This is a genomic window from Microbulbifer maximicatervae (SeqCode) (assembly GCF_052467955.1).
In genome coordinates this window covers 2,334,370-2,354,602 of sequence record NZ_CP174329.1, presented here as the reverse complement: position 1 = coordinate 2,354,602, position 20,233 = coordinate 2,334,370, and the positions used below count along the sequence as shown (strand labels likewise).

Here is a 20,233-nt window from a genome sequence, read left to right as displayed (position 1 = left end):
AAGCGAGGTGAAGTATGACAACAAAAGGTACACGCCGGTATTTCAAGCCGGAATTTAAGAAAGACGCCGTAGCGCTAGTCTCTGAGCAAGGGTATTCAATTTCTAAAGCAGCAGAGGCTGTAGGAACAACAGCCAATAACCTGCGACGCTGGATAAAGGAACTGAAGCAGGAAGAAGACGGTGTAAGGTTGGATGTAGGTGAGCGCGCAGAATTAGAGCGATTACGACGTGAAAATAAGCAGTTGCGGATGGAGAAAGAAATCCTAAAAAAGGCCAGCGCCTTCTTTGCGAAAGAAATGAAATAAAGTACAGCTTTATTGAAAAACAGCAAGGCAGCTTTCCTGTTAGGGTGCTCTGCCGGGTAATGCAGGTAAGTAAGACTGGCTATTACGATTGGTGTTGCCGTGGTAATAGCTCAATAGATGCTCAAACATGGCAACTATGCCATCGTTTGAAGGCCCTATTTGCAGAATCTAGACAGAGCCTCGGAAGTCGTCGGTTAATGAAGCTGTTACGTAAAGAAGGTTTTGAAGTCGGGCGCTATCGAGTCCGCAAGCTCATGAAAAAGCTAGGCTTGGCAGTAAAGCGTAAGAAGCGATTTACAATAACGACAGACAGTAAACATCACCTACCGGTCGCAGAGAACCTTCTGAATAGGGAGTTCTCACCGAGTGCTAAAAATCAAGTTTGGACGACTGATATTACATATATTTGGACTTCGCAGGGCTGGTTGTACTTGGCGGTAGTGATTGATCTCTATTCGCGCCGGATTATTGGTTGGCATCTAGATCGGAAGATGGAAACGGCCCTGGTAACTCGTGCGTTGATGATGGCTGTCAATTTGCGTTCGCCCCCAAAAGGTCTCCTGCATCACTCTGATCGTGGCAGTCAGTATGCCAGCCATACCTACCAAACGTTATTGAGTCAGCATGGGATGGTGTGTTCAATGAGCCGTAAGGGAAATTGTTGGGACAACGCACCGACTGAACGTTTCTTCAGCAGCCTGAAGCGGGAGTGGGTAACAGGAAACCTTTATCCGACAAGGGAGGATGCGGTAGCGGATGTAAGAGCCTATATTGCTTATTACAACTCACGCAGAATACACACAACACTGGGAGACCTAGCCCCTATCGAATTTGAGAAATGTGCTTGAAGAAGTGTCCGGTTGGAGTTGACCACAACAATCCATGCTGCCCAGCTTATCGACCTCCAGCAATGGCGAACCAGATCCTCATAAAGATACTTATCCATTGCGCATATTGTTTTATGGGTTTGATATAAAAACTCTAATGGCTCGCATTTAATACCTGGGAAATACTCAATAAATTTTTCATAGGGTGTAATTTCCGATAGTTCAAACGAGAGAAACGACTCACCACCTCTCAATCTTGAGAGAGACATATACGGTGTGTGAGCCATATAGCAGTGTGAATCCATGTAGTGAGGTGTATGCATTAGCACTATATGGGCTTAACCCCGCTAGCAGCGACCGTAGTGTAGGCGCGAAGCGCCGAAACGGAGGTCCAGCCTACGTAGTGGGCGATACTGGCTAGCCTTGTTAAAGATGGGTTCAATCCAAACCTCCTGAGCCCGAAAAATCGTTGCTAGAATCTAATTCTAATCCGGTAGAATCGCTATTACTCATGGAGATGACAACAGATCCAATCTCTTTCTTAGCCTCGATTGAGGCAAGGTTTATGTTAGATTCTGTACAATATTTATCAAACTGCTTTTTTTCTGACCACATGTATATTGCGTACATTTCATACTTAGATAATTTGGGGTAGTGGCTTTGAACACTATTAGTTACCTCAGAGGCCAAATATTTCCTCTTGTTACCCCAATCATCTGACAATTTACGCCTCAAATCCCTTTTGAAGATCTGTATGGCCTTGCGCTTACTTGTAAATTTCAAGGGCCACACTATTGAGTACCTTTAACGCCCTAAGCAGCGGACCGAAAAGCCGTAGGCTTTGAGTATCCGATGCCTTAGCTGGTTATGCGAACTTATACTAGCCATTATTTTCTACCATATTTTTTAGATGCTGAATAAGTATGTCATCTTCTAGGTTGAACAGGTCATAGCCTGTACGCTCAAAACCATCTTGCTCTTCACTAACAACTTTACCTAAATCATCATTGCTGTAAGAAATACTGCTTTGAATATTATATATAAGCTGCATGAACCTAAGATCAGGATCTTTTTCCCAGAGCTTTTCTATGAGCTCTTGAATTCCTTGTATTCTCTTAGGATCTCTCACGTCTTTCTCTTCACTATATGTTACGCATAACGCCGCCAGCAAGGGCAGCCGAAGCAGAGCGTAGGCTGTCCAGCCCAGCCCCGAAGGGGTTGGCGAGCTTGACTAGCCTGGTTATAGCTGGCGCGCTCAGGACTGGCTACTAGCAGTTTGGCTGGCCGCTGCTCAATATTTACGAGGAGAGATTACCGCACTTTCCCCAACTCATTCCTATCTTACCGACACTCCACGAAATTGCACCGGACTGCCTTTTTTTACAACACCCGAGCAAACGCTCTAGGAGCGAAACTGCTTAAATAGCGATCAGTAAAATTGCTCAACACCGTATGCTATTTAATGGCACTAAACCTTCAGTTACCACGAAAACTCAATAAAACCGACCGCCACAATAACGCCGCCGGCATGGGCAGCTTACCTTGTGCGCATTTTGCGTGAAACTGGGAGCACAGCGACCTGCGCAAAAGGTGCACAAGGTACGCTGTCCCGCGGAGGGCCGTAGGCCCGGAGCAAATTGCCCGGCTTTGTTAAAACCCAGACCACCTGTACGCGCCAAGTATGAGGTCTGAGTACTTAGCACCAAGACTTCTATAGAGGCCTCTATTGGCCTCGAGCTTTGACTCTAAGTCAGAGTCTTTAAGGTGAAATACACCCCGATTAATGATCACTAACAAGTTACATATTGTGAACTCACGCTCATGCCTTTCGGTAGGATAGTTTGAGCATAAAGATATCACTTCTCCGGGAACATAACTTTGGCTAGTTGTCATGATGCAGCCCTGACCGAAGATTATGCTTTTAAGGCTTTTATAGTAATCGTCAGTATCTGTGCCGTAGTCACTTTTCGCTATAAACCTAAGTTCACTCTCAGTGATGGATTGTATGAATTCGATCATTGGGTGTTTTAACGCCTAAAGCACGGGCGCAACTTTGCTGCGTCCAGTGCCTTTACTTGTTATGAGCCAGTCGCTGGTTGATTGCACGGTGTAACGCACACTCTTTAAAACCTTTTCGCCTTTACAGAGATAATCGATAAAAACACCCATTGTATGCTTGTTACCTGTAAAGTAACCAATTGCTTCTGGCCCTGATTTTGATGCAGGTAGCTCTGTTATATGAACCAGCAACTCCTCACTATTTTTACCAAGTAGAAAGGTGCCACTTCTAGATGCCGGACAACCAGAAGGGCTTTCTTTTGGGCCTTTAAGCTCAAACATTATTGCTGGGCCTTCTGGCTTCACGCTTATATGAAAACCTAGTTTCGCGGCTAGCTCTGGTGTCAGAGAAACCTCTTTAGGCCCTCCACTTGCAGCAGCCAAGGATGACATTAAAGCTAGTATTATAAGAGTGTGCTTCATAGTTTAAAGCTCATAACGCCCGGCTCAACTGCCAGAGGCTGCTGGCGCCTTTTGTGCGGTTTTTTGCACAAAAGGTGACAGTGGCCGGAGGTCAGATTGCAGCCGCTTGTTAGGCCTTGTTTGAATTTTGAACATGACCAAATACCTAATTGATTATGTCAAAAGTTGTCTCATAAGTATCAGATATCACATAATTGAGATTTGGATACTTTGAGTTAAGTAAATCAGTAATATCTTTCTTCGCTTGGCTAAAATTTTGAACATTATAGAAATTGAAATCGAATTGATGAGCTCCACTACTATGGCCATCAGATTCTCCAAGTCCCTTTCCTTCGATTAGTTCAATCACATCATTTTCTATTTGCAATTCTGATTGAGAAAGAAAGTAGTCATTTGTTTCAATCATTACCCAGAGCTCAGTATCGGTTTCACTTATTTCACTATCTAGGGAGTTTCCTTTAAACAGGAAAAAGCCAATTACCAAAATAAGAATTACAGTTGCTATCTGAAACATACTATCCCTTAGGCCTAACGTTGCCAGCAAGGGCAGCCGAAGCAAAGCGTAGGCTGTCCAGCCCAGCCTCCAGCTGGGCGAGCTTGCCTGGCCTGGTTATAGCTGGCGCGCTCTGAACGACCTACTTGCTCTCTGCCTGCCACCTTTGGCTGGCCACTGCCCGATAAATTTACTGGGAAAAATACCATACTTTCCCCACCGGTTAACTAACTGACTGGCACTCCACAATGCTGCAGCTAGCTTGCAGAACTTGTTGGCTTTAAACGAAGGCACTTGAACGGAACTGCGGTGCCAACTTGCAGGAAAACTCTCTGGAGAAATGTGCTCAGGAAAAGATTGGTGCTTGCAGCAACTTCAAACTACCTAAAAAATGACCGCCACAATAACGCCTCAATAACCGGCGCAGCTTTGCTGCGTCCGGCGCCGCAGGCGCGTAGTTGATTGACTTGTATGGTTGTTCTTGCCCGATTCTGATGTTGAAAATCCTTTTCGTTAACGGGTAAATTGAGACCCACCTTCGGCGGCCACCGAAGGCCTTGTTTATCACAGTTCGCTGCTTGGCTGGTTCGTAAAAGACCGATAACAAGTATGAACGTGATAAGCACTCACTAGGCATAACTCGGATAGTCATGTGGGCCTCGAGCCCGAATAGCAAGGCGGAGATAGCTTATCTTATGGAACCTCAAGAGATCAATGTCGGTATCGATACCAGCAGTAAACAACTCGATATTTATGTGAGACCTACTGGCCAGTTCTTTAGTGTTGCCAATGATAAAAATGGCATTAAAGATGCCATTAAACAACTACAACCTCTTAAACCTCAAAGAGTATTAATAGAGTCTACGGGAAGGCTCGAGTTAGAGTTTGTTTGCGCCGCCGACAAAGCCGGATTACCTATTGTTGTTTGCAATCCGTCGCAGATAAGGAGCTTCGCTAAATCCGCAGGGCGCCTCGCCAAAACTGACAAGCTAGATGCAATGGATATTGCACATTTTGGTGAGGCCATGAAGCCAGGGCTGTCGGTGCCAAAACCAGAAAAACTTAGGGAGATCAGTGACTTACTGGCGGTAAGAAGTCAGTGTTTAGAGATGAGTACAATGCAAAAGAATCGGCTTCAGAGAATGCCGAAATCAGTACACAAACCTATACAGACCATTCTAAACACCATCAAGAAAGAGCTACAAGGTATCGACAAGCAACTGGATAAACTGGTTAACAGTGTGTCCGAGTGGCGGCAAAGGCGTGACCTATTGTTGAGTGCCAAAGGGGTCGGAAATGTATTGGCCTATACGTTAATGAGTGAACTTCCTGAGCTAGGACAATTGAACCGTAAAGAAATCGCTGCACTTGTCGGTATCGCCCCGATGAACCGTGATAGCGGCAACTTCCAGGGCAAACGATATATTCGAGGTGGAAGGCATCGCGTACGCACGGTTCTTTTTGTTTCCATCATGTCGGCCATACAACATCATCCCAAACTAAAGCCCATGTATAAGCGATTAGTCGACGCTGGCAAACCTAAAAAGGTTGCTCTGGTTGCCTGCATGAGAAAGCAGATTACGATCCTGAATACAATGGTGAAAAACAACACCTACTGGGATGAAAGTATGGCTTAAAAACTTGACGAGTAACCATAGTCACTTGTTATATTTCGGCACGTAGCTCGCCCTTAAATGATACTGCTGAACCGACAGAAAGCTCGATATTCTCCTCCAGTTCTACGGGGATACTACCAACACCTTTTATATCGCATATGAAATCGCCATCGGAATCTACTGACTGTACGATACCGCAGGCTTCAGTAGTATTTTTTACCTGCCTTAGGTATTGAGGTGAAGATAACTCTTTAGATAGAACATCACGAACGAAGCAGATTCGTACAGGGCAATCTATGTGCTCGCCTATAGAGATTCTTTTTTGCTCTGGATTGAATAGACTTATAGATGAAATGCTTGGGATATTAGACTCATCAAGGATCACAAAGCTTTCATACTCCGTGTTTTCGATTTTTTCTATTCTTGCTTTGATATTCATAGAGAAATATAACATTTATATAGTAATCACTCTGACCACTATTGTATTGACTACTATCTCATAATCAATCTACCGCCGCCACTACAGTTTCTCATTAGAAATCAGCTAGTTACACTAAAATGGCACGATTAAACAAACTACAAAAACGATCACCATGACTACTATCTCAATTTCACCCTACTCACGTAACCCCATAATTTTTAAGTGTTTTCCACAAACTTTCAGCCGAACCCAGAAATAACACTCATCATGATCATATTTCTCCAAGCTGGCACTTACCAACTGGCGTAAATTATAATCTGACCAACATTCAAATGAGCTTAACCGTGAGCAAGCTCCTGAAAATTAATATTCAGAAAGAGGGAGCAAGTTGAGGGCAGGCATGTCTGGATGGCTTAAGTAGATTTTAAAGGCCAAGAAACTACCTATACACAATAATCTGTTATACCTCTAACCTTTCTTACTGCCAAAAATCTATTTTTGAATATTTAAACGTTCTATCACTTCCAACACCGAATCAAAACCCTTGGTATGAAACGCAGTCATACCCACCTTATTCGCCACCTCTACGTTTCTAGAGATATCATCCATATACACAACACTACTGGCTTCGACTTCCAGCTGCTCAAGCGCATGCTTGAAAAATGCTTCATCGGGCTTTGCCATACCTATAAGGTGGGAAGCGAATATTCTGCCCAAATAGTTATGTGCATTAAATTCATGAGTGATGCGTGGCCAGTGAAGTTCATTGGTATTTGTCAATGCGGCCACTTTGTAGTTTTTCTCTAGAGAACTGAGTAATTCAATTGCTCCTGGATAGAATCCAGCAGGCCAGTTTGTGAAATGATCGATAATAGTCTCTATCGATTCCTCTATTTCCAATTGAGATTTTAAAGCGTTTGCAAATTCTTCCGTGGTGATTTCTCCTCTCTCAAACTGCCTTACCGGACCGGAGATAATGACATCAGTCACAGGCGCTTTACCGGTTGGTAATGGACGGCCTTTTAGCTCTATTAGTACGCCGCCGAGATCAAACAGTAATACATCAATTTTCAAAACCCATAACCCTCATATTTTCAATGGCCAGAAACGCGCTGCTCACTCTTCACCATCAGATACGCCTCGGAGAGATCAAGGCTAGTGCTATCAAATTAGCCAATATCATTCTTATCGTCCTACTTTCTTTCTCACTATGATCTAAGATCCCAAGTACAATCAGAAGCTAGTAAGCAAACTATGACGACTTCCCTTCATGAGCTTGTGGAGATGGTGCTCGCAAGAAAGATTAGCGCAGTATCACTGATTGAAGAAGCTTGTGACAATGCAGTTGCTCATTCCGAACTCAATGCTTTTATCTGCCTCGATCGGCATGGCGCCCTTCAAAAAGCCAAATGCATTGACAGGGAATTGGCCTCCGGTAGCCACCGTAGGCCCCTTGCCGGTATCCCCATCGCTGTTAAAGACAATATCAATGTAAAGGGTATGCATACCACTGCTGGGACCCTTGGCATGAACTTTCTGCCGAAGTCCTCTGCCCCAGTGGTTGAGCGGCTAGAGGGATGTGGGGCCATAGTGGTTGGGAAGACCAATCTACATGAGCTCGCCTTTGGCGTAACCTCCAATAACGCTGCATTTGGTGCCGTAAGGAATCCGTGGGACATCGCTTGCTTCCCCGGCGGTTCATCGGGGGGCACCGCTGTTGCTGTAGCCGCGGGGATTGTGCCCGCTGGCCTCGGCACCGATACCGCCGGCTCCGTCAGATTACCGGCGGCGTTAACTGGTATTGTTGGCTTTCGCCCTTCAACTGGCAGCCTTAGCTGCCAAGGAGTCGTACCCTCTGTGCCAGCATTTGACACGATCGGCCCTATGGCTGTTAGTGTCGAAGATACCATCTATCTGTTTGAAGTGATGACAGGAGTCTCCGTACCCCAATGCAAGCCAATCAATCAGTTGCGCTTGGGGCTTGCCCATCCTCTATTTGACAACCTCTCACCTGGAGTAAGCCAGTCTTTCAGGGCTCTAATCAGTACCCTTATTGATGCCGGAGTAGACCTGGTAGAAGTAGACCTTTCACCAATAGTCAGCGCCGCTCTCGAAATCGGATTTCCCGTCGGGTTTCATCAGATGCGGACTGCCATGGGGCATTTTCTGGCGAATTATCAACCACAAACTCAACTAGAGGGTTTGGTAGCAATGATCAAAAGTGAGGATGTGAAAGAGGTCTATCAGGAATCAGTGCTCGGCCCTAAGGCGCCGCCAGACTCAGCTTATCAAGCGGCCTTAAAGAAATTGCCTGCTGTGCACGAGAGCTATTCGAAGATCATCCAGCAGCATCAACTGGACGCGATCGTATTTCCAACTGCTCCTATCGAAGCGCAACCCCTGGAAACATCCTCATATCAACTGGAGCTAAATGGACAGACACTCCCCACCCTGGACACACTGATATACAACAATGTCTCCGCACCAGTTACCGGTGCCCCGAGCATCAGCATCCCCATCGGGCCAAGTACCAATGGATTACCGGTGGGCCTGGAGATAGATGGGTTACCCGGAGCGGATTTGGCACTACTTGCCGTAGCTAGACAGATCGAACAGGCAATAACACTCCAAAAGTAAGAGGAACTATCCCCCCTCTTCCCCTCAGGGCATTGTCTTCCATATAGCGGTATTACTTGATGAGTAAATTGCTTTACCGTCAGTTGCTACGCTATACACGCCGCCGGGAACAGGGTAAAGATTAACCAGAGAGCCGTTCTCTCGATAGTGTCGCAGTCCGTCACCTGCCGCCACCCACAGATTATTTTTGGGGCCAGTAACAATAAAACCATCAGGAATCCCTACTGGTACCGACAACACCCACTGCTTCTCCTCCAATTTTTCCGGGGATGGCAAAGCGCTTACATAAATGTCTTTTGTTTTTTTGGGGTTGTAAGGATTCTTTCCATCGATAGCTGCAGTATCACCAATATAGATTTGGTTGCCTATTGGGGAGATTGCCAACCCATGAGGCATCATGTACTCCGCTGACAAGCGAATTAACTTATTTGTTGAAGGATCAAAAGCGTAGACAGCTGGCGTTAACATTGGCTCAGGCTTAAAGCCTTGGTTGTAGCCATAATCTGGATCGGTGAAGTAGATCCAGCCAGAGGGTGACTGTACAACTTTATTGGGTGAATTAAATGGCTTGCCTTTATAGGCATCTACAAGCACTTCTCGTTGACCGTCTGAAAGGCTTATGCGGCTGATAGCGCCCGGGGTTGCTCCTTTCCCCTGCTCTGCAACCAATAAATGTTCACCGTCATTGCTAAGCCACATGCTGTTTGCCATATTGCTTCGGTGCTTCCAGGTTACAACTTCGCCAGTAATAAAGTCGTAGTAACGGATCGATATTTGTGGATTCTCAATCTCTAAATCTGGAACACTGGTGAAGTAGAGACGTTTCTGGGAGGGTACATAAACCAGCCCCTCATGTGCATCCGTTTTCACCAAGATCGAATGGGTAGCCTGCATCGGGGAATTCCCCAGTAGATAATTGCTGTACGTAATAGCCAAGAAAAGGACTGAGCTGAAAAGCAAAGAAAAGAAGACTCTGGGGGATTTAGTAGCCATATCGCCCCTAATTAGACTTTATCTGTACGGATACTTCGGCGACTACTCTACTGTGAACCGCTGAAGGTATCATCAGGATCATTCTCTGACCCCACACTGGAAACGGCCTTATCCAGCATTCTATTGATCTCCCCACTCTCCTTTAGGCTTTCTAGAGCAGCATTTAGTCGCTCGAGCAGTTCCTTATTCCCTTTCTTAACACCGATACCAAAGGGTTTCGGCGGGAAGTCTCCACTAATATTCACCAGACGATATAAAGTCGGATAGGCTGATGCCTTACGCAAAAGTACCAGGTTAATAATGTCATTGGAGGCAGCATCAGCATTTCCGCTTTGAACAGCCTCTAAAGTTGCTGAGCTTGTGGGCGCTACAACCAATCTGGCCCCCTCCAATGACGGCAGGACAGCACGCATTCTTTTCAGGGAAAGTGAGCCTTTAGTGACAGCAATTATCTTACCTTCCAGATCGATAAAGCTCTCAATATCGCTATCTTTATGGACCAGTAAACCCTCCCCAGTGACGTAATAAGGAATCGAAAAGTCCACTTTTTCTTCGCGCTCTGGAGTGATGGTAAACTGGGATACCACCATATCCACTCTTCCGTCTTCAAGTGCCTTTATACGATCCACATCCAGCACACGGGTTAGCCTTATATAGCCCGGGCCGCCAAATAACTTCTCCCCAATTGCCCTGACCAGGTCAGGCTCAAAGCCTTCTATAGCGCCAGAAGAGGGTTCTCTATACGCCAACCCTGGAATATCATAAGTAACCCCAGCAACTAGCTCTCGATCCTCAAGATCAGCCCAAACATACCCCACATAAATAACCGATAAAACTAGCAAGCTGCCTATTAGACGGGACACTAGATACATAGCTAAGATCCAGTAATTTCAAATATATTGGCTCAGAGCCCCCTAAGTAATTCTGTAATATCCACTGAGACACCAAAGGCCGAAACCTTAGTCGACTAGTAGAAAGAGGCTATAGGTAAATATAGGCGTATATAAAACCAATACAGGTGATACTGCACTTTAAGCTACTACGGATATTGGTTTGCTGGCGTATCTATAATTGATAAGCGGACTATTCGTGCCACCAATACAATAAGCGCAATGTTTCTTCATTTTCACAATTGATAACATTGCACTTGTTGACACCCATTTACTGCTTAGCACCTAACCCTTTCTCTTTTTCAACACCATCAGTTTTGCAAAGGTACGTACGGAGACTGTCTCCACCAAGTAGAAAGGACTATCACCAAACAGTTGGTTCCATTCGCTCAAAGTTCGCTCCCGCCCACGAGTTCCCATCAACATCTGCATGTCCATGGCAGCCAAGTTAAGGTCTGCGCCCTTCTCAGGTAATACTGCGTCAACAATGGCGAGCGTAGCATTTTGCCCTTGCATGGCAGAGTAAATATTATTGAGGAGTCGCTTTGCCTTACTGTCATTCAGCAAGTGAAAAACGGCCGTACACAAGTAGATATCCTTATCACTGTTAGCTACCGGCAGCCTATCGTTAATAATATCTGCTGGGAAGAAGTCCAATCGCTCTTCAACTGAATCACTCAATGAGTTTTTCCAGTACTCTCTTGCCGTCCCCTCGACATTATTCCTGTCGACCACCATCGCCGTCATGTGTTTATATGAAGAGAGGACACTCGCACTTTTGCTGCCTTTTGCCCCACCCAAGTCAATAATCCTATCAAACCTGCTCCAATCAAAATCTTGTAAATACTGTAGCCCGGTAAGATTATCAACGGTATCCATAGCGTCCGAAAACAGCGTGCTAACAGATTGATGATCATTCATATAATCAAACATTTCCTGATCATAAACACCTTCAAAAGGCACACTCCCATCTTTAATATGATCTTCAAACCCATTAAACCATGGCTTGCTGAATTCTGGGGAGTTATGCATAAGCACCATGCTTCTTACGCTGTTACTGGCATCACTGCGCAACACTTCAGAGTTTCGATTGTGCGAAAAGTGCCTTGCTTTTACCTCCTTAAAAATCCCCATTGCACACAACATTCTCATCAATCGATATAGATGCTCTTTATCTGCATTACAATCATTTGCTAGTTTTTCTACTGGAACAACTTCACCGTTAATATGATCAGCTATATTTAATCGGACAGCCGTATACAGACATCTAGACTGCCAAAATAGCGATCCAATTTGCATTACTCGAAATGGCGGCGGCATCAGAGCATTAGGAATATTACAAATACTATTAATCATATTAGAAGCGCGTTTAAAGACCCAATTTACGGCCCTATTTCTTTGCATTGACTGGGGCATAAGAACTCCTCAGAAATAACATCTGATTAAAAATAGATATAAGAGACCGGCCTCAAATTGCTGAGGCCTTATCGCTATAAGCTTTGCAAACCTGACTTCAGAAGTCGGCCATTAAACTCTGCAAGCTGTTTTAAGAAATCGGGGTCCATAACGTGCCCCATTTGCTCTTCCAAGACAGGTTTGGCCAACATCGGCAACATAGCCAAACTGACAAATGAAATCCTGAGCAAATCATACTTGGGGTCTTCAGATTCGGTTTCTTCACCTTTAATTTCTGCTAACCGGCGAGAACCCCTTTGACGCCCCCGCTCCAGGAGCTGACGGATCACATTTTTCCCCGGCCCTTGATTAAGGGCCATGACTTTCAGGATCAGAGCCGGAAATTTGGGATTCTCTTCCATAGTGGAGTAGTAAAGGGCAAAGAAATCTCCAAAATCCCAATCACCATCAAGGCTGAGTTGCTCTACGGCCTCGATCAATGGCAGAAGGGTTTGGCGGATCATATCTTCATAGAGGCCATCCTTGCTACCGAAGTAATATCGAATCATCGATACCGCCACTCCAGCCTTAGCAGCGATCTGGCGAGTTGTGACCCGGTGGTACTCATCGTTTAAAAAGCACTCTCGCGCCGCATCAATTAGCCGATTGGCAACATCCGACTCCTGCATAGGCCCGCTCCTTCCTATCTAGCTTGCAAGAGAGGCTAACAGGGTAACCTACTGCCTTCCAGGCTATTTGTTGTTCAATTTTAGGGGTTTGTACGACTGGTTGAGATGGCCGTATATCCCCAAACTGGATACGACCCCACTCATTCATATGAAATTGCCTCGAAGATATTCGTAGTTTAGAGCAAGTGGATTTGGATCTGGCACTATTTACCCAGCTAACAAAGCACCTGGGTGATCTCTAATATTCAGAACACAAGTATTGCTAATAACACCAAGATATACACTCGAAAATTGATAGTCATCCTCTACATTTTATCTAGTTCTTGAGTTCGCCCTTCGAGAAATGCCACGAATCAAATCTCGCAACCTGAATCAACTTAAAACCACCTATCGACCTCAAATCCAAACATCGGTATTCTCCCGCGCGGCGGCATATTCATCCTGATTTAACTTGTTGCCAGAGTTAATCAGACATGCCTCCTACTCGACTATTTATGGATAAAAGTTTGGCAAAACTTTAAAAACATTTTCAAAGCAGGAACATGAAAATGAAACTATTTACCAGTACCGCACTGGGAATTTCAGCAACCCTAACTTTAACTTTTCAGTCTGCAATGGCATACAGCCAGGCTGTAGATATAACGATACCAAGTTACACCGGCAATGAGTTTGCTCAATTGGAAGAGCAACCCAAATCGAGCCAAGTCATTATTGATGGCAAAATATACCAGCTGACCGGAGATATGCTGGAGCCAGTTCAAGAGGATTCCGGTCAAGTTAGCATTATGTCCGCTGTTGAAATATCAGCGAATAAGTGGCCTGATGGAATCATATATTACGAATTTTACGATAGTGTCACTGAAGAAAATCAACAGCGTTTTATCGACGCCACCAAAGTCTGGGAAGAAATTGCAGACTTACAATTTTTAAGGCGCACCGATCAATCAGACTACGTTCACGTAAGAAACGGAACTGAAAACCGCTCCATGGTTGGAAAAACTGGCGGCGGGCAATTCTTCAGCATGAACAACTGGGATACCAAGTACATTATTGTCCATGAATTGGGCCATGTTATTGGTATGAGGCATGAACATCAGCGATCTGATCGTGATAAATATGTCGAAATCATTGAGGATAATATTAAACCCGAGTATGTCCACAATTTTGATATACGGCAAACCCACAACTACAGTAACTATGACTTCCTGTCTGTAATGCACTATCCATCACGTGCATTTTCGGTTAATGGGCAAGAGACTATTATCCCTAAATCGGGTTATGAGCACTTCAGCCGTATAATGGCCCAGCGTATCGACTTGGGCGGCGGTGACCAGGTTGCTGCAGCATCCCACTATGGCGCGGTCAATATTAATATTCCTGACCCTGCATTCAAGTCATATTTGACGTCCTATTTCGACACAAACAACGATGGTGAGATTGACAGCCTGGAAGCGGCAAACATTGAAGAAATTCGCACTCCAGGCAACGGGGAAATCCAGTCACTGCAAGGTATTCACGTATTCCGATACTTAAAGCACTTAACCGCTGTTAATGAAAACCTCACAGAGTTACCCGAATTACCTAAACGTCTAGAAACGTTAAATATTGCCGGCAACTACTTGGATACTGCGCAATTCGAATGGGTAATGGACCGACATTTCTTAACCGCTATTGATGTTACGGACAACCTCCTCGATGTCTACTCCTGCGAGGCACTTGAGTTAATTGATTCTTATCTTAATGAAGGGAGCATTAGCTTCAGCCCCGCTAAAGGCGGTAATTCATTAGTTTGTGATGAGGAGGCAGAGCTAACTCTTATTCCATCAAAAACGCGAGAGAAATTAAGTAGCAAAGGCGAAAAAGTATTCCATATCGACGTGCCCGAAAATGCTCAAACCCTGACAGTTATTACTGACAATTCAGGCGATGAACTGGGCGGTGAAATGAATATGTACGTGGCCTATAATCGCCAACCGACCACAACCGATTTTGACTTCCGTTCTGAAAATGGCGGTAATATTGAAAGTATTGAGGTCACTTCGCCAGAAACCGGCCGCTGGTACATATTACTGTCTCCTATCGAACGCTCCTTCGAGGGTGTAAATTTAACGGCAACGGTAACTCTGGCTGATCAGTCCGACAATATTCTGGTTAATCAGAAACCTGTCAGCGGTCTTAATGCCAGTGCAGGAGAGTCGTTGTTCTACACCATCACGGTGCCGGAAAATACCAGCGACCTTTCATTTGAGATAACCGGTGGTAGTGGCGATGCGGATCTCTATATTCGTTTTGCTAGCAGACCTACTGAATCAGTCTATGATTATCGCCCCTATTTAGGCGGCAATGAGGAGTCCGTTGCTATAGCAAACCCAACTCCCGGGATCTGGCATGTCATGCTCCACGGCTATACAGACTTCGATCAAGTATCCCTGACCGGCTCTTTTACTGAATCATCTACTGATGAATTTTTAATCCCCGGCGAGGTTATCTCTGACCTGAATGGCCATGCTGGAGATCAATTAGAGTTTAAGATTGAAGTTCCTGAAGGAGCTACCCAGCTTTCTGTAGCTACGGGGGCAGCTCTATTCAACTCCGTTGGTGATGCAGATCTCTACATCAAGCACGGTGAACCCGCCACTGAATCAAATGCCGACTACGCTTCTAAAAACTGGGGCAACTATGAATCCATAGATTTGAACGCTCCTCAATCAGGCACTTGGTATATTACCGTCTATGGTTATACCGACTTTGAAAATGTTTGGATTAGTGCTGATTATTGAAGCATGAATAATTAACTAATAATTTGGTAGTAGAGCTTCGTTAAATCAACGGACTCTACTACTCCTCTTGAGGAGTAAATTTGCATAGAATTTTACTAATAACTTAACCACTTGTAACATTACAGTATGTATTTAGAGGTTAAGAAATGACTATCCCAACGCGCCAGATCCGCGCTAGCTTTAATAATCACACCATTCGCGTCTACCAAGCATACAACACAGCCATTGCAAATTCCGCCCTACAAAACGGAACCTTTGTATCCCCACCATTCAAAATGGAACGTATGACCTGGATTAAACCCTCTTTCCTATGGATGATGTACCGTTCGGGTTGGGGAGAAAAAGACAGCGGACAAAACCGCATTCTGGCGATAGATATCACTAGAGAAGGATTTGAATGGGCCTTACAGAATAGCCTACTTAGCCACCAAACCGATCAATACCCAACGAAAGAAGCATGGTTGGAGGCTAAGAGAACTACACCTGTCCGTATTCAATGGGACCCTGAACGGAATTTAGATCTGGAACCCCTTCCTCACAGAGCTATTCAGATTGGGCTGTCGAATAAAGCTGTAATGCTTTACGTTAACGAATGGATTCAGAAAATTACTGATGTAACTGAAAGCGCCCACAGAATTCACCAACTAGTCAAAGCGGGAGAATTTGAGCAAGCGGAGAATCTTCTTCCCTCAGAGGTTGAGTACCCCTTAAGTATTTCATTAAAAGAAAGATTGGAAATGTAAATCTGCACGGCCAATACCAACGTTAAGCCCCTGTGACACATCCAAAAATCGAAAAGTGCGATGAAAATTTTGGTCAGCCAATGGGGCTCAATTGAACTGATGCTATTACTTTTAAAAAACCAATATAGAGAATGACAAGCAGCGTTATCCTTCCCCCCAGAAATACAACAAGCCGCTGTAGACTTTTCAAACAAACACAAGAAATATAGGCACTAAAATGATCTTATTGGATTTTATTAAGTTTGTTTTAGTGTCAAAGCTGCGTAAAATTGATGAATATTTATCGGAATTAGAGTCTTACCCAGCAGTTTTTTAAGGGTCGTTGATTCAAACAAATCCAAGACTCATTTCTCAAAGGAGAACAGTAGCGTGACGTAAAAGTAAGTAAAAGGCGCTGACCCAAGGTGCGCCAACACCAGGGGCCAGCTAACCAAATTGATAAATCACCTATCAAGATGGCTGTATGCATAGTACGCTAGAAACCCGCTCGTCTTCAATAAAGTCGAGAAGATCCAGTAGCTTGAAGCGATTGCCCAAGCCCTGGGAGCGTAGTGCCCGCCTTTTCTTCTTTTATGCTTACCGTTCTCGCGCTCCCCCATGCCTTTCCTGCAATCACGACTTTCTAAGCCTTCCGGTTTCGGAGCCCAAAAAAATAGCTTGAAATTCAGTAGGAAAAAATATGTTGATCTTGAAGCGTCGGACTGGTGAAAACCTAAGAGTTGGAACAGATATCTCACTCAAAGTACTAGAGGTTAAGGGCAACCAGGTAAAGATCGGGATCCATGCCCCCAAATCCCTAGCAGTTCACCGCGAAGAAATTTATAGACGTATTCAAAGGGAGCAGAAACTCAGTAACAGAAAACGCTGAGAATCAACTTCCCTTTAAATGAGGGCCCACAATGGGCCTCAACCTCAATCTATCGGCCAAGGTTTTCCAACTCTTTCACAAAGAGCAACTCACTAAGCCAACCCAAAAGAAATCCATAGTCTCCTTGAGTGTCCCCCGCTAAGTTAGAGCCCATACCTCCTGGCCCGCTAAATCCAAAGCCACTAAAACTACCACCTTTGCTCACTTGCCACGCAAATGCGAATCATTATCATGTTTGGCAGTTTACTTGCTGGAAGTCCTCTCATGTTTCGCAAAACCCTGCTAGCTACCGCACTCGCAGCCGCAGTACCCGCCTCCCTCGCCAATGAAACGCCTTCAGATCAGCCCACGGTAATGGAGGAAACCGTAGTAATCGGTGTGCGCCAGCGCCTCTATGAGCGCGGAGCCTTGCTGGATGCAATCCAGAAAACTGAGGTTGTTGATGAAAGTCTGATCAAATCCCTGCAGGCGGTTAACCTCACTGACGCCATTGAAAAGTCCCCCGGTGTTCGAGTTTCCAATGAGTGCTCCATGTGCGGGGTCAAACGAATAATGCTGAACGGTATGCGCGGTGAGCACTCTACCATCCTCACCGACGGCGTTCCTCTTCACACCATGATGGCTGGCTATTACGCAGTGGATGCACTGGCCACAACAGGTGTCTCTCGTATCGAAGTGGCCCGAGGTGCGGGAGCATCACTGCTCGCACCCGAAGCAATCGGCGGAACCATCAATGTCATCTCCAAGGAAGTCGAGGAAACCGGCCTCAACATCAATGCCTCTATGGAGGACAACGACAGCTATTTTCTAGGCATGATGGGCGGCTATGTAAGCGATGATGAACGCACCCGTACATCGCTGGTCATTCAGGATGATAAGCACCACCAGATGGACAATGATGACAACGGTGTTAGCGAAGCACCGCTGCAAGAGAACACCAGTTACGTAGTTCGCCTCTCCCATGACCTGGGTGAGCGGGACAACGTGGTACTGCGCACAGCCTATACCGACTCCAGTATTTTTGGCGGCCCCCAGGGATACAGCATTGGTTCCGTCCTACAAGGCTACGATGGTGTGGAATCTGACCACTTGTTTGTCAACGACGATGTGCGACAGCAATACATTGGCAAACCCTGGGAAACCACCGAATGGATCTCCACCACTCGCAGTGAAATTTCCTCAAGTTGGCTCCACGAATTCAACGAATCCTATAACACGCTGTTTACTGTCGCCTGGTCTGAGCACAAGCAGGACTCCTTCTACGAAGGGTTCGATTACACCGCTACAGACACACTCAACTACTTCGACCTGCGCAACAATTTGATCCTTAACGATCAGCACATGCTCACCTTTGGTGTCGATCTTCGCGATGAATCCATGCGTTCCGACTCTGTCGCAGGGGAGGAAAGTTATAATTACATCGAAGACAGTTTCGACTACCAGACTACCGGCCTCTACATACAGGACACCTGGACCGTTTCACCGGATCTTGAAGTGGCACTGGCCATACGCGTAGATAACACCAAAGCCGACTTTGTCGCCGAGCAAAAGCCCGGCACAGAGATCGATGAAACGGTGGTGGCCCCGCGTATAGACCTCCGCTATCTGCACGACGACCAGTGGACCTCCCGGGTAGCGCTGGGACGAGGTTACCGAGCCCCCCTATCTTTTTTCGAAACAGATCACGGCATTCTTGATGCCGGTGATGGCTTTGCCATCGAGATCGAAAACCTTGAAAAATCTATATCCGCAACTTATGCATTGAGCTTCGAGGGAGAACGCCTCAACAGCACCCTGTCACTGGCATTTACCGAAGTCGATAACCTCGCAGCACTGAGCGAAACCGAAGATGGAGTACCACTGCTTACCCAGATGCAGGAAAGCGCCTCCGTAGGTGCTGCCGATATCACTCTCGGCTACGCGCTGACCGAAAATTTGACTATCGGTGGCACACTGGAGACCTATGATTACGACGATGTTTTCCGGGAATCTTTTGCCATTACTCCAGTAGAGCAGCGTGCACTATTTAATCTGGATTACAAAGCCGACTACTGGATGCTATACGCCAGCGCTACCTGGGTGGGCTCCCGGGACTTGGATGAATTTGGCTACGAAGGTTTCAACCAGTTGGGCGACTCCAGTTTAAAAAGCACGAGCGCAGACGCCTATTGGACAGTAGATCTTAAATTAACCTTTGACGTCACTGAAAACCTGAGCCTTTATCTGGGCGGAAACAACCTGACAGATTACACCCAGGTTGAGGAAGGTGAGAGCCCTCTATTCTGGGATGCCAGTGGTGCCTACGACGTAGCCTATATCTACGGCCCGCTCCGAGGGCGTGAATATTACCTGGGTTTCGACTGGAACCTGTAATGCGAACCTGGCTCGCACTAATCACACTTCTGTTCGCGCCTGCTGGCGCAACAGAAGCTGCCATTTCCCTTTACGATTTTGAACTGCGCAGCCTCGCCGGCCCCGAGCGTATCAACCTGCAGCAATTCAAAGGGAAACCCAGCCTGATATTACTGGTTGAACCTGACTGCCCCTGGTGCTTTCGCCAGGTTCGAACAATCAACCGGCTTACTAGCAAGTGCTCCCAACAGTTTCAACCCATCGCTCTAGGTATCAATGGCTCCCGAAAAGCCCTACTGGCCGAATATCGAAAGCTACGCCCGGAATTCCCCATGCTTCAAGCGAGCACACAGCTTCAAAAAGTACTGGGCGAAACTCCCGGAACTCCATTTAGTTTCCTTATAGCCTCCAGCGGAGAGCCTCTCAGCTGGCTAAGGGGGTATATTCCGGATAAGAAACTACAACCGATTTTGGAGAGGAGCTTTGGTTTTAAATGTGAAAGTAGCTTTACGTTTCAACCTGGTTAAGCAAGAAAGATGAATTATAGACTTGAAAAACCCCGTGATTAGAGCGACCAGCCAAGCTTGATAGACACATCTATCGCCCCCTAATCATTGACATCAAAAACTAGTACTTATCACCTCCGAACTTCCCCCCAAAGAAACCACAACTAAATATTAGTACGATCATGCTTATTAACTGAAAGCAAGAGGAGCACCTCTTCTACATCAAAACACGAGCCC

The 20,233-nt window shown here is 45.7% G+C and carries 18 protein-coding genes; 8 read left to right on the top strand and 10 right to left on the bottom strand.

Annotated elements, in window-relative coordinates:
• The first annotated feature begins 14 nt into the window (after positions 1-14).
• A protein-coding gene (locus tag ACJJI5_RS10170; RefSeq protein WP_445354143.1) for an IS3 family transposase occupies positions 15-1,153 on the top strand; the annotation gives its coding sequence in 2 pieces (ribosomal slippage) (positions 15-264 and positions 264-1,153; 1,140 coding nt in all).
• A 417-nt stretch (positions 1,154-1,570) separates the two neighbouring features.
• Here ACJJI5_RS10170 and ACJJI5_RS22355 read toward each other — a convergent pair.
• The 4 genes from ACJJI5_RS22355 to ACJJI5_RS10155 all read right to left on the bottom strand — a co-directional run bounded on the left by ACJJI5_RS22355 (position 1,571) and on the right by ACJJI5_RS10155 (position 4,127).
• Entirely contained in the window at positions 1,571-1,924 is a 354-nt protein-coding gene (locus ACJJI5_RS22355; protein ID WP_507018991.1) for a DUF6559 family protein, read from the bottom strand.
• Positions 1,925-2,012: 88 nt separating this feature from the next.
• Positions 2,013-2,261, bottom strand: a complete 249-nt coding sequence (locus tag ACJJI5_RS10165; RefSeq protein WP_445356180.1) for a hypothetical protein — start codon at positions 2,259-2,261, stop codon at positions 2,013-2,015.
• A gap of 905 nt (positions 2,262-3,166) precedes the next feature.
• Positions 3,167-3,613 (bottom strand): hypothetical protein, encoded by a 447-nt coding sequence (locus ACJJI5_RS10160; protein ID WP_445356179.1) that lies wholly within the window; start codon positions 3,611-3,613, stop codon positions 3,167-3,169.
• Positions 3,614-3,758: 145 nt separating this feature from the next.
• A complete protein-coding gene (locus tag ACJJI5_RS10155; RefSeq protein ID WP_445356178.1) occupies positions 3,759-4,127 on the bottom strand; it encodes a hypothetical protein in 369 nt (122 codons plus the stop codon).
• Positions 4,128-4,801: 674 nt separating this feature from the next.
• On the opposite strand from ACJJI5_RS10155, the gene ACJJI5_RS10150 reads away from it, so the two are divergent.
• Positions 4,802-5,743 carry an IS110 family RNA-guided transposase gene (locus ACJJI5_RS10150; RefSeq protein WP_445354646.1) on the top strand — a complete coding sequence of 314 codons (942 nt, stop codon included), beginning with the start codon at positions 4,802-4,804 and terminating at the stop codon, positions 5,741-5,743.
• 28 nt (positions 5,744-5,771) lie between these two features.
• Here ACJJI5_RS10150 and ACJJI5_RS10145 read toward each other — a convergent pair whose 3' ends face one another.
• Both ACJJI5_RS10145 and ACJJI5_RS10140 read right to left on the bottom strand, forming a co-directional pair.
• The gene (locus ACJJI5_RS10145; RefSeq protein WP_445356177.1) at positions 5,772-6,161 is read right to left on the bottom strand and encodes a hypothetical protein; all 390 of its coding nucleotides are present in this window, start codon (positions 6,159-6,161) and stop codon (positions 5,772-5,774) included.
• A 474-nt stretch (positions 6,162-6,635) separates the two neighbouring features.
• Positions 6,636-7,217, bottom strand: coding sequence for an HAD family hydrolase (locus ACJJI5_RS10140; protein WP_282933239.1), 582 nt, complete (start codon positions 7,215-7,217; stop codon positions 6,636-6,638).
• Between the two features lie 180 nt (positions 7,218-7,397).
• Here ACJJI5_RS10140 and ACJJI5_RS10135 point away from each other — a divergent pair, with 180 nt between their 5' ends.
• Positions 7,398-8,780, top strand: coding sequence for an amidase family protein (locus ACJJI5_RS10135; protein WP_444913464.1), 1,383 nt, complete (start codon positions 7,398-7,400; stop codon positions 8,778-8,780).
• Between the two features lie 24 nt (positions 8,781-8,804).
• Here the strand turns inward: ACJJI5_RS10135 and ACJJI5_RS10130 are convergent, their stop codons facing one another.
• From ACJJI5_RS10130 to ACJJI5_RS10115, 4 genes are all read right to left on the bottom strand, one after another.
• Positions 8,805-9,674 carry an SMP-30/gluconolactonase/LRE family protein gene (locus ACJJI5_RS10130; protein ID WP_445356176.1) on the bottom strand — a complete coding sequence of 290 codons (870 nt, stop codon included), beginning with the start codon at positions 9,672-9,674 and terminating at the stop codon, positions 8,805-8,807.
• A 146-nt stretch (positions 9,675-9,820) separates the two neighbouring features.
• Entirely contained in the window at positions 9,821-10,645 is an 825-nt protein-coding gene (locus tag ACJJI5_RS10125) for a transporter substrate-binding domain-containing protein (protein ID WP_445356175.1), read from the bottom strand.
• 303 nt (positions 10,646-10,948) lie between these two features.
• Entirely contained in the window at positions 10,949-12,079 is a 1,131-nt protein-coding gene (locus ACJJI5_RS10120) for a methyltransferase (RefSeq protein ID WP_445356174.1), read from the bottom strand.
• Between the two features lie 74 nt (positions 12,080-12,153).
• Positions 12,154-12,747, bottom strand: coding sequence for a TetR/AcrR family transcriptional regulator (locus ACJJI5_RS10115; RefSeq protein ID WP_445356173.1), 594 nt, complete (start codon positions 12,745-12,747; stop codon positions 12,154-12,156).
• Between the two features lie 548 nt (positions 12,748-13,295).
• On the opposite strand from ACJJI5_RS10115, the gene ACJJI5_RS10110 reads away from it, so the two are divergent.
• The 5 genes from ACJJI5_RS10110 (at position 13,296) to ACJJI5_RS10090 (ending at position 20,017) form a co-directional block, all read left to right on the top strand.
• Positions 13,296-15,527 carry a pre-peptidase C-terminal domain-containing protein gene (locus ACJJI5_RS10110; protein ID WP_445356172.1) on the top strand — a complete coding sequence of 744 codons (2,232 nt, stop codon included), beginning with the start codon at positions 13,296-13,298 and terminating at the stop codon, positions 15,525-15,527.
• Between the two features lie 146 nt (positions 15,528-15,673).
• Positions 15,674-16,270 (top strand): DUF4291 domain-containing protein, encoded by a 597-nt coding sequence (locus ACJJI5_RS10105; RefSeq protein WP_445356171.1) that lies wholly within the window; start codon positions 15,674-15,676, stop codon positions 16,268-16,270.
• A gap of 679 nt (positions 16,271-16,949) precedes the next feature.
• Positions 16,950-17,138: a carbon storage regulator CsrA gene (csrA, locus tag ACJJI5_RS10100; RefSeq protein ID WP_445356170.1), complete on the top strand. Its 189-nt coding sequence runs from the start codon at positions 16,950-16,952 to the stop codon at positions 17,136-17,138.
• Positions 17,139-17,402: 264 nt separating this feature from the next.
• Positions 17,403-19,511 carry a TonB-dependent receptor plug domain-containing protein gene (locus ACJJI5_RS10095; RefSeq protein ID WP_445356169.1) on the top strand — a complete coding sequence of 703 codons (2,109 nt, stop codon included), beginning with the start codon at positions 17,403-17,405 and terminating at the stop codon, positions 19,509-19,511.
• The gene (locus ACJJI5_RS10090) at positions 19,511-20,017 is read left to right on the top strand and encodes a TlpA family protein disulfide reductase (RefSeq protein ID WP_445356168.1); all 507 of its coding nucleotides are present in this window, start codon (positions 19,511-19,513) and stop codon (positions 20,015-20,017) included. The genes ACJJI5_RS10095 and ACJJI5_RS10090 overlap by 1 nt, the downstream gene beginning before the upstream one ends.
• The last annotated feature ends 216 nt before the right edge of the window (positions 20,018-20,233 follow it).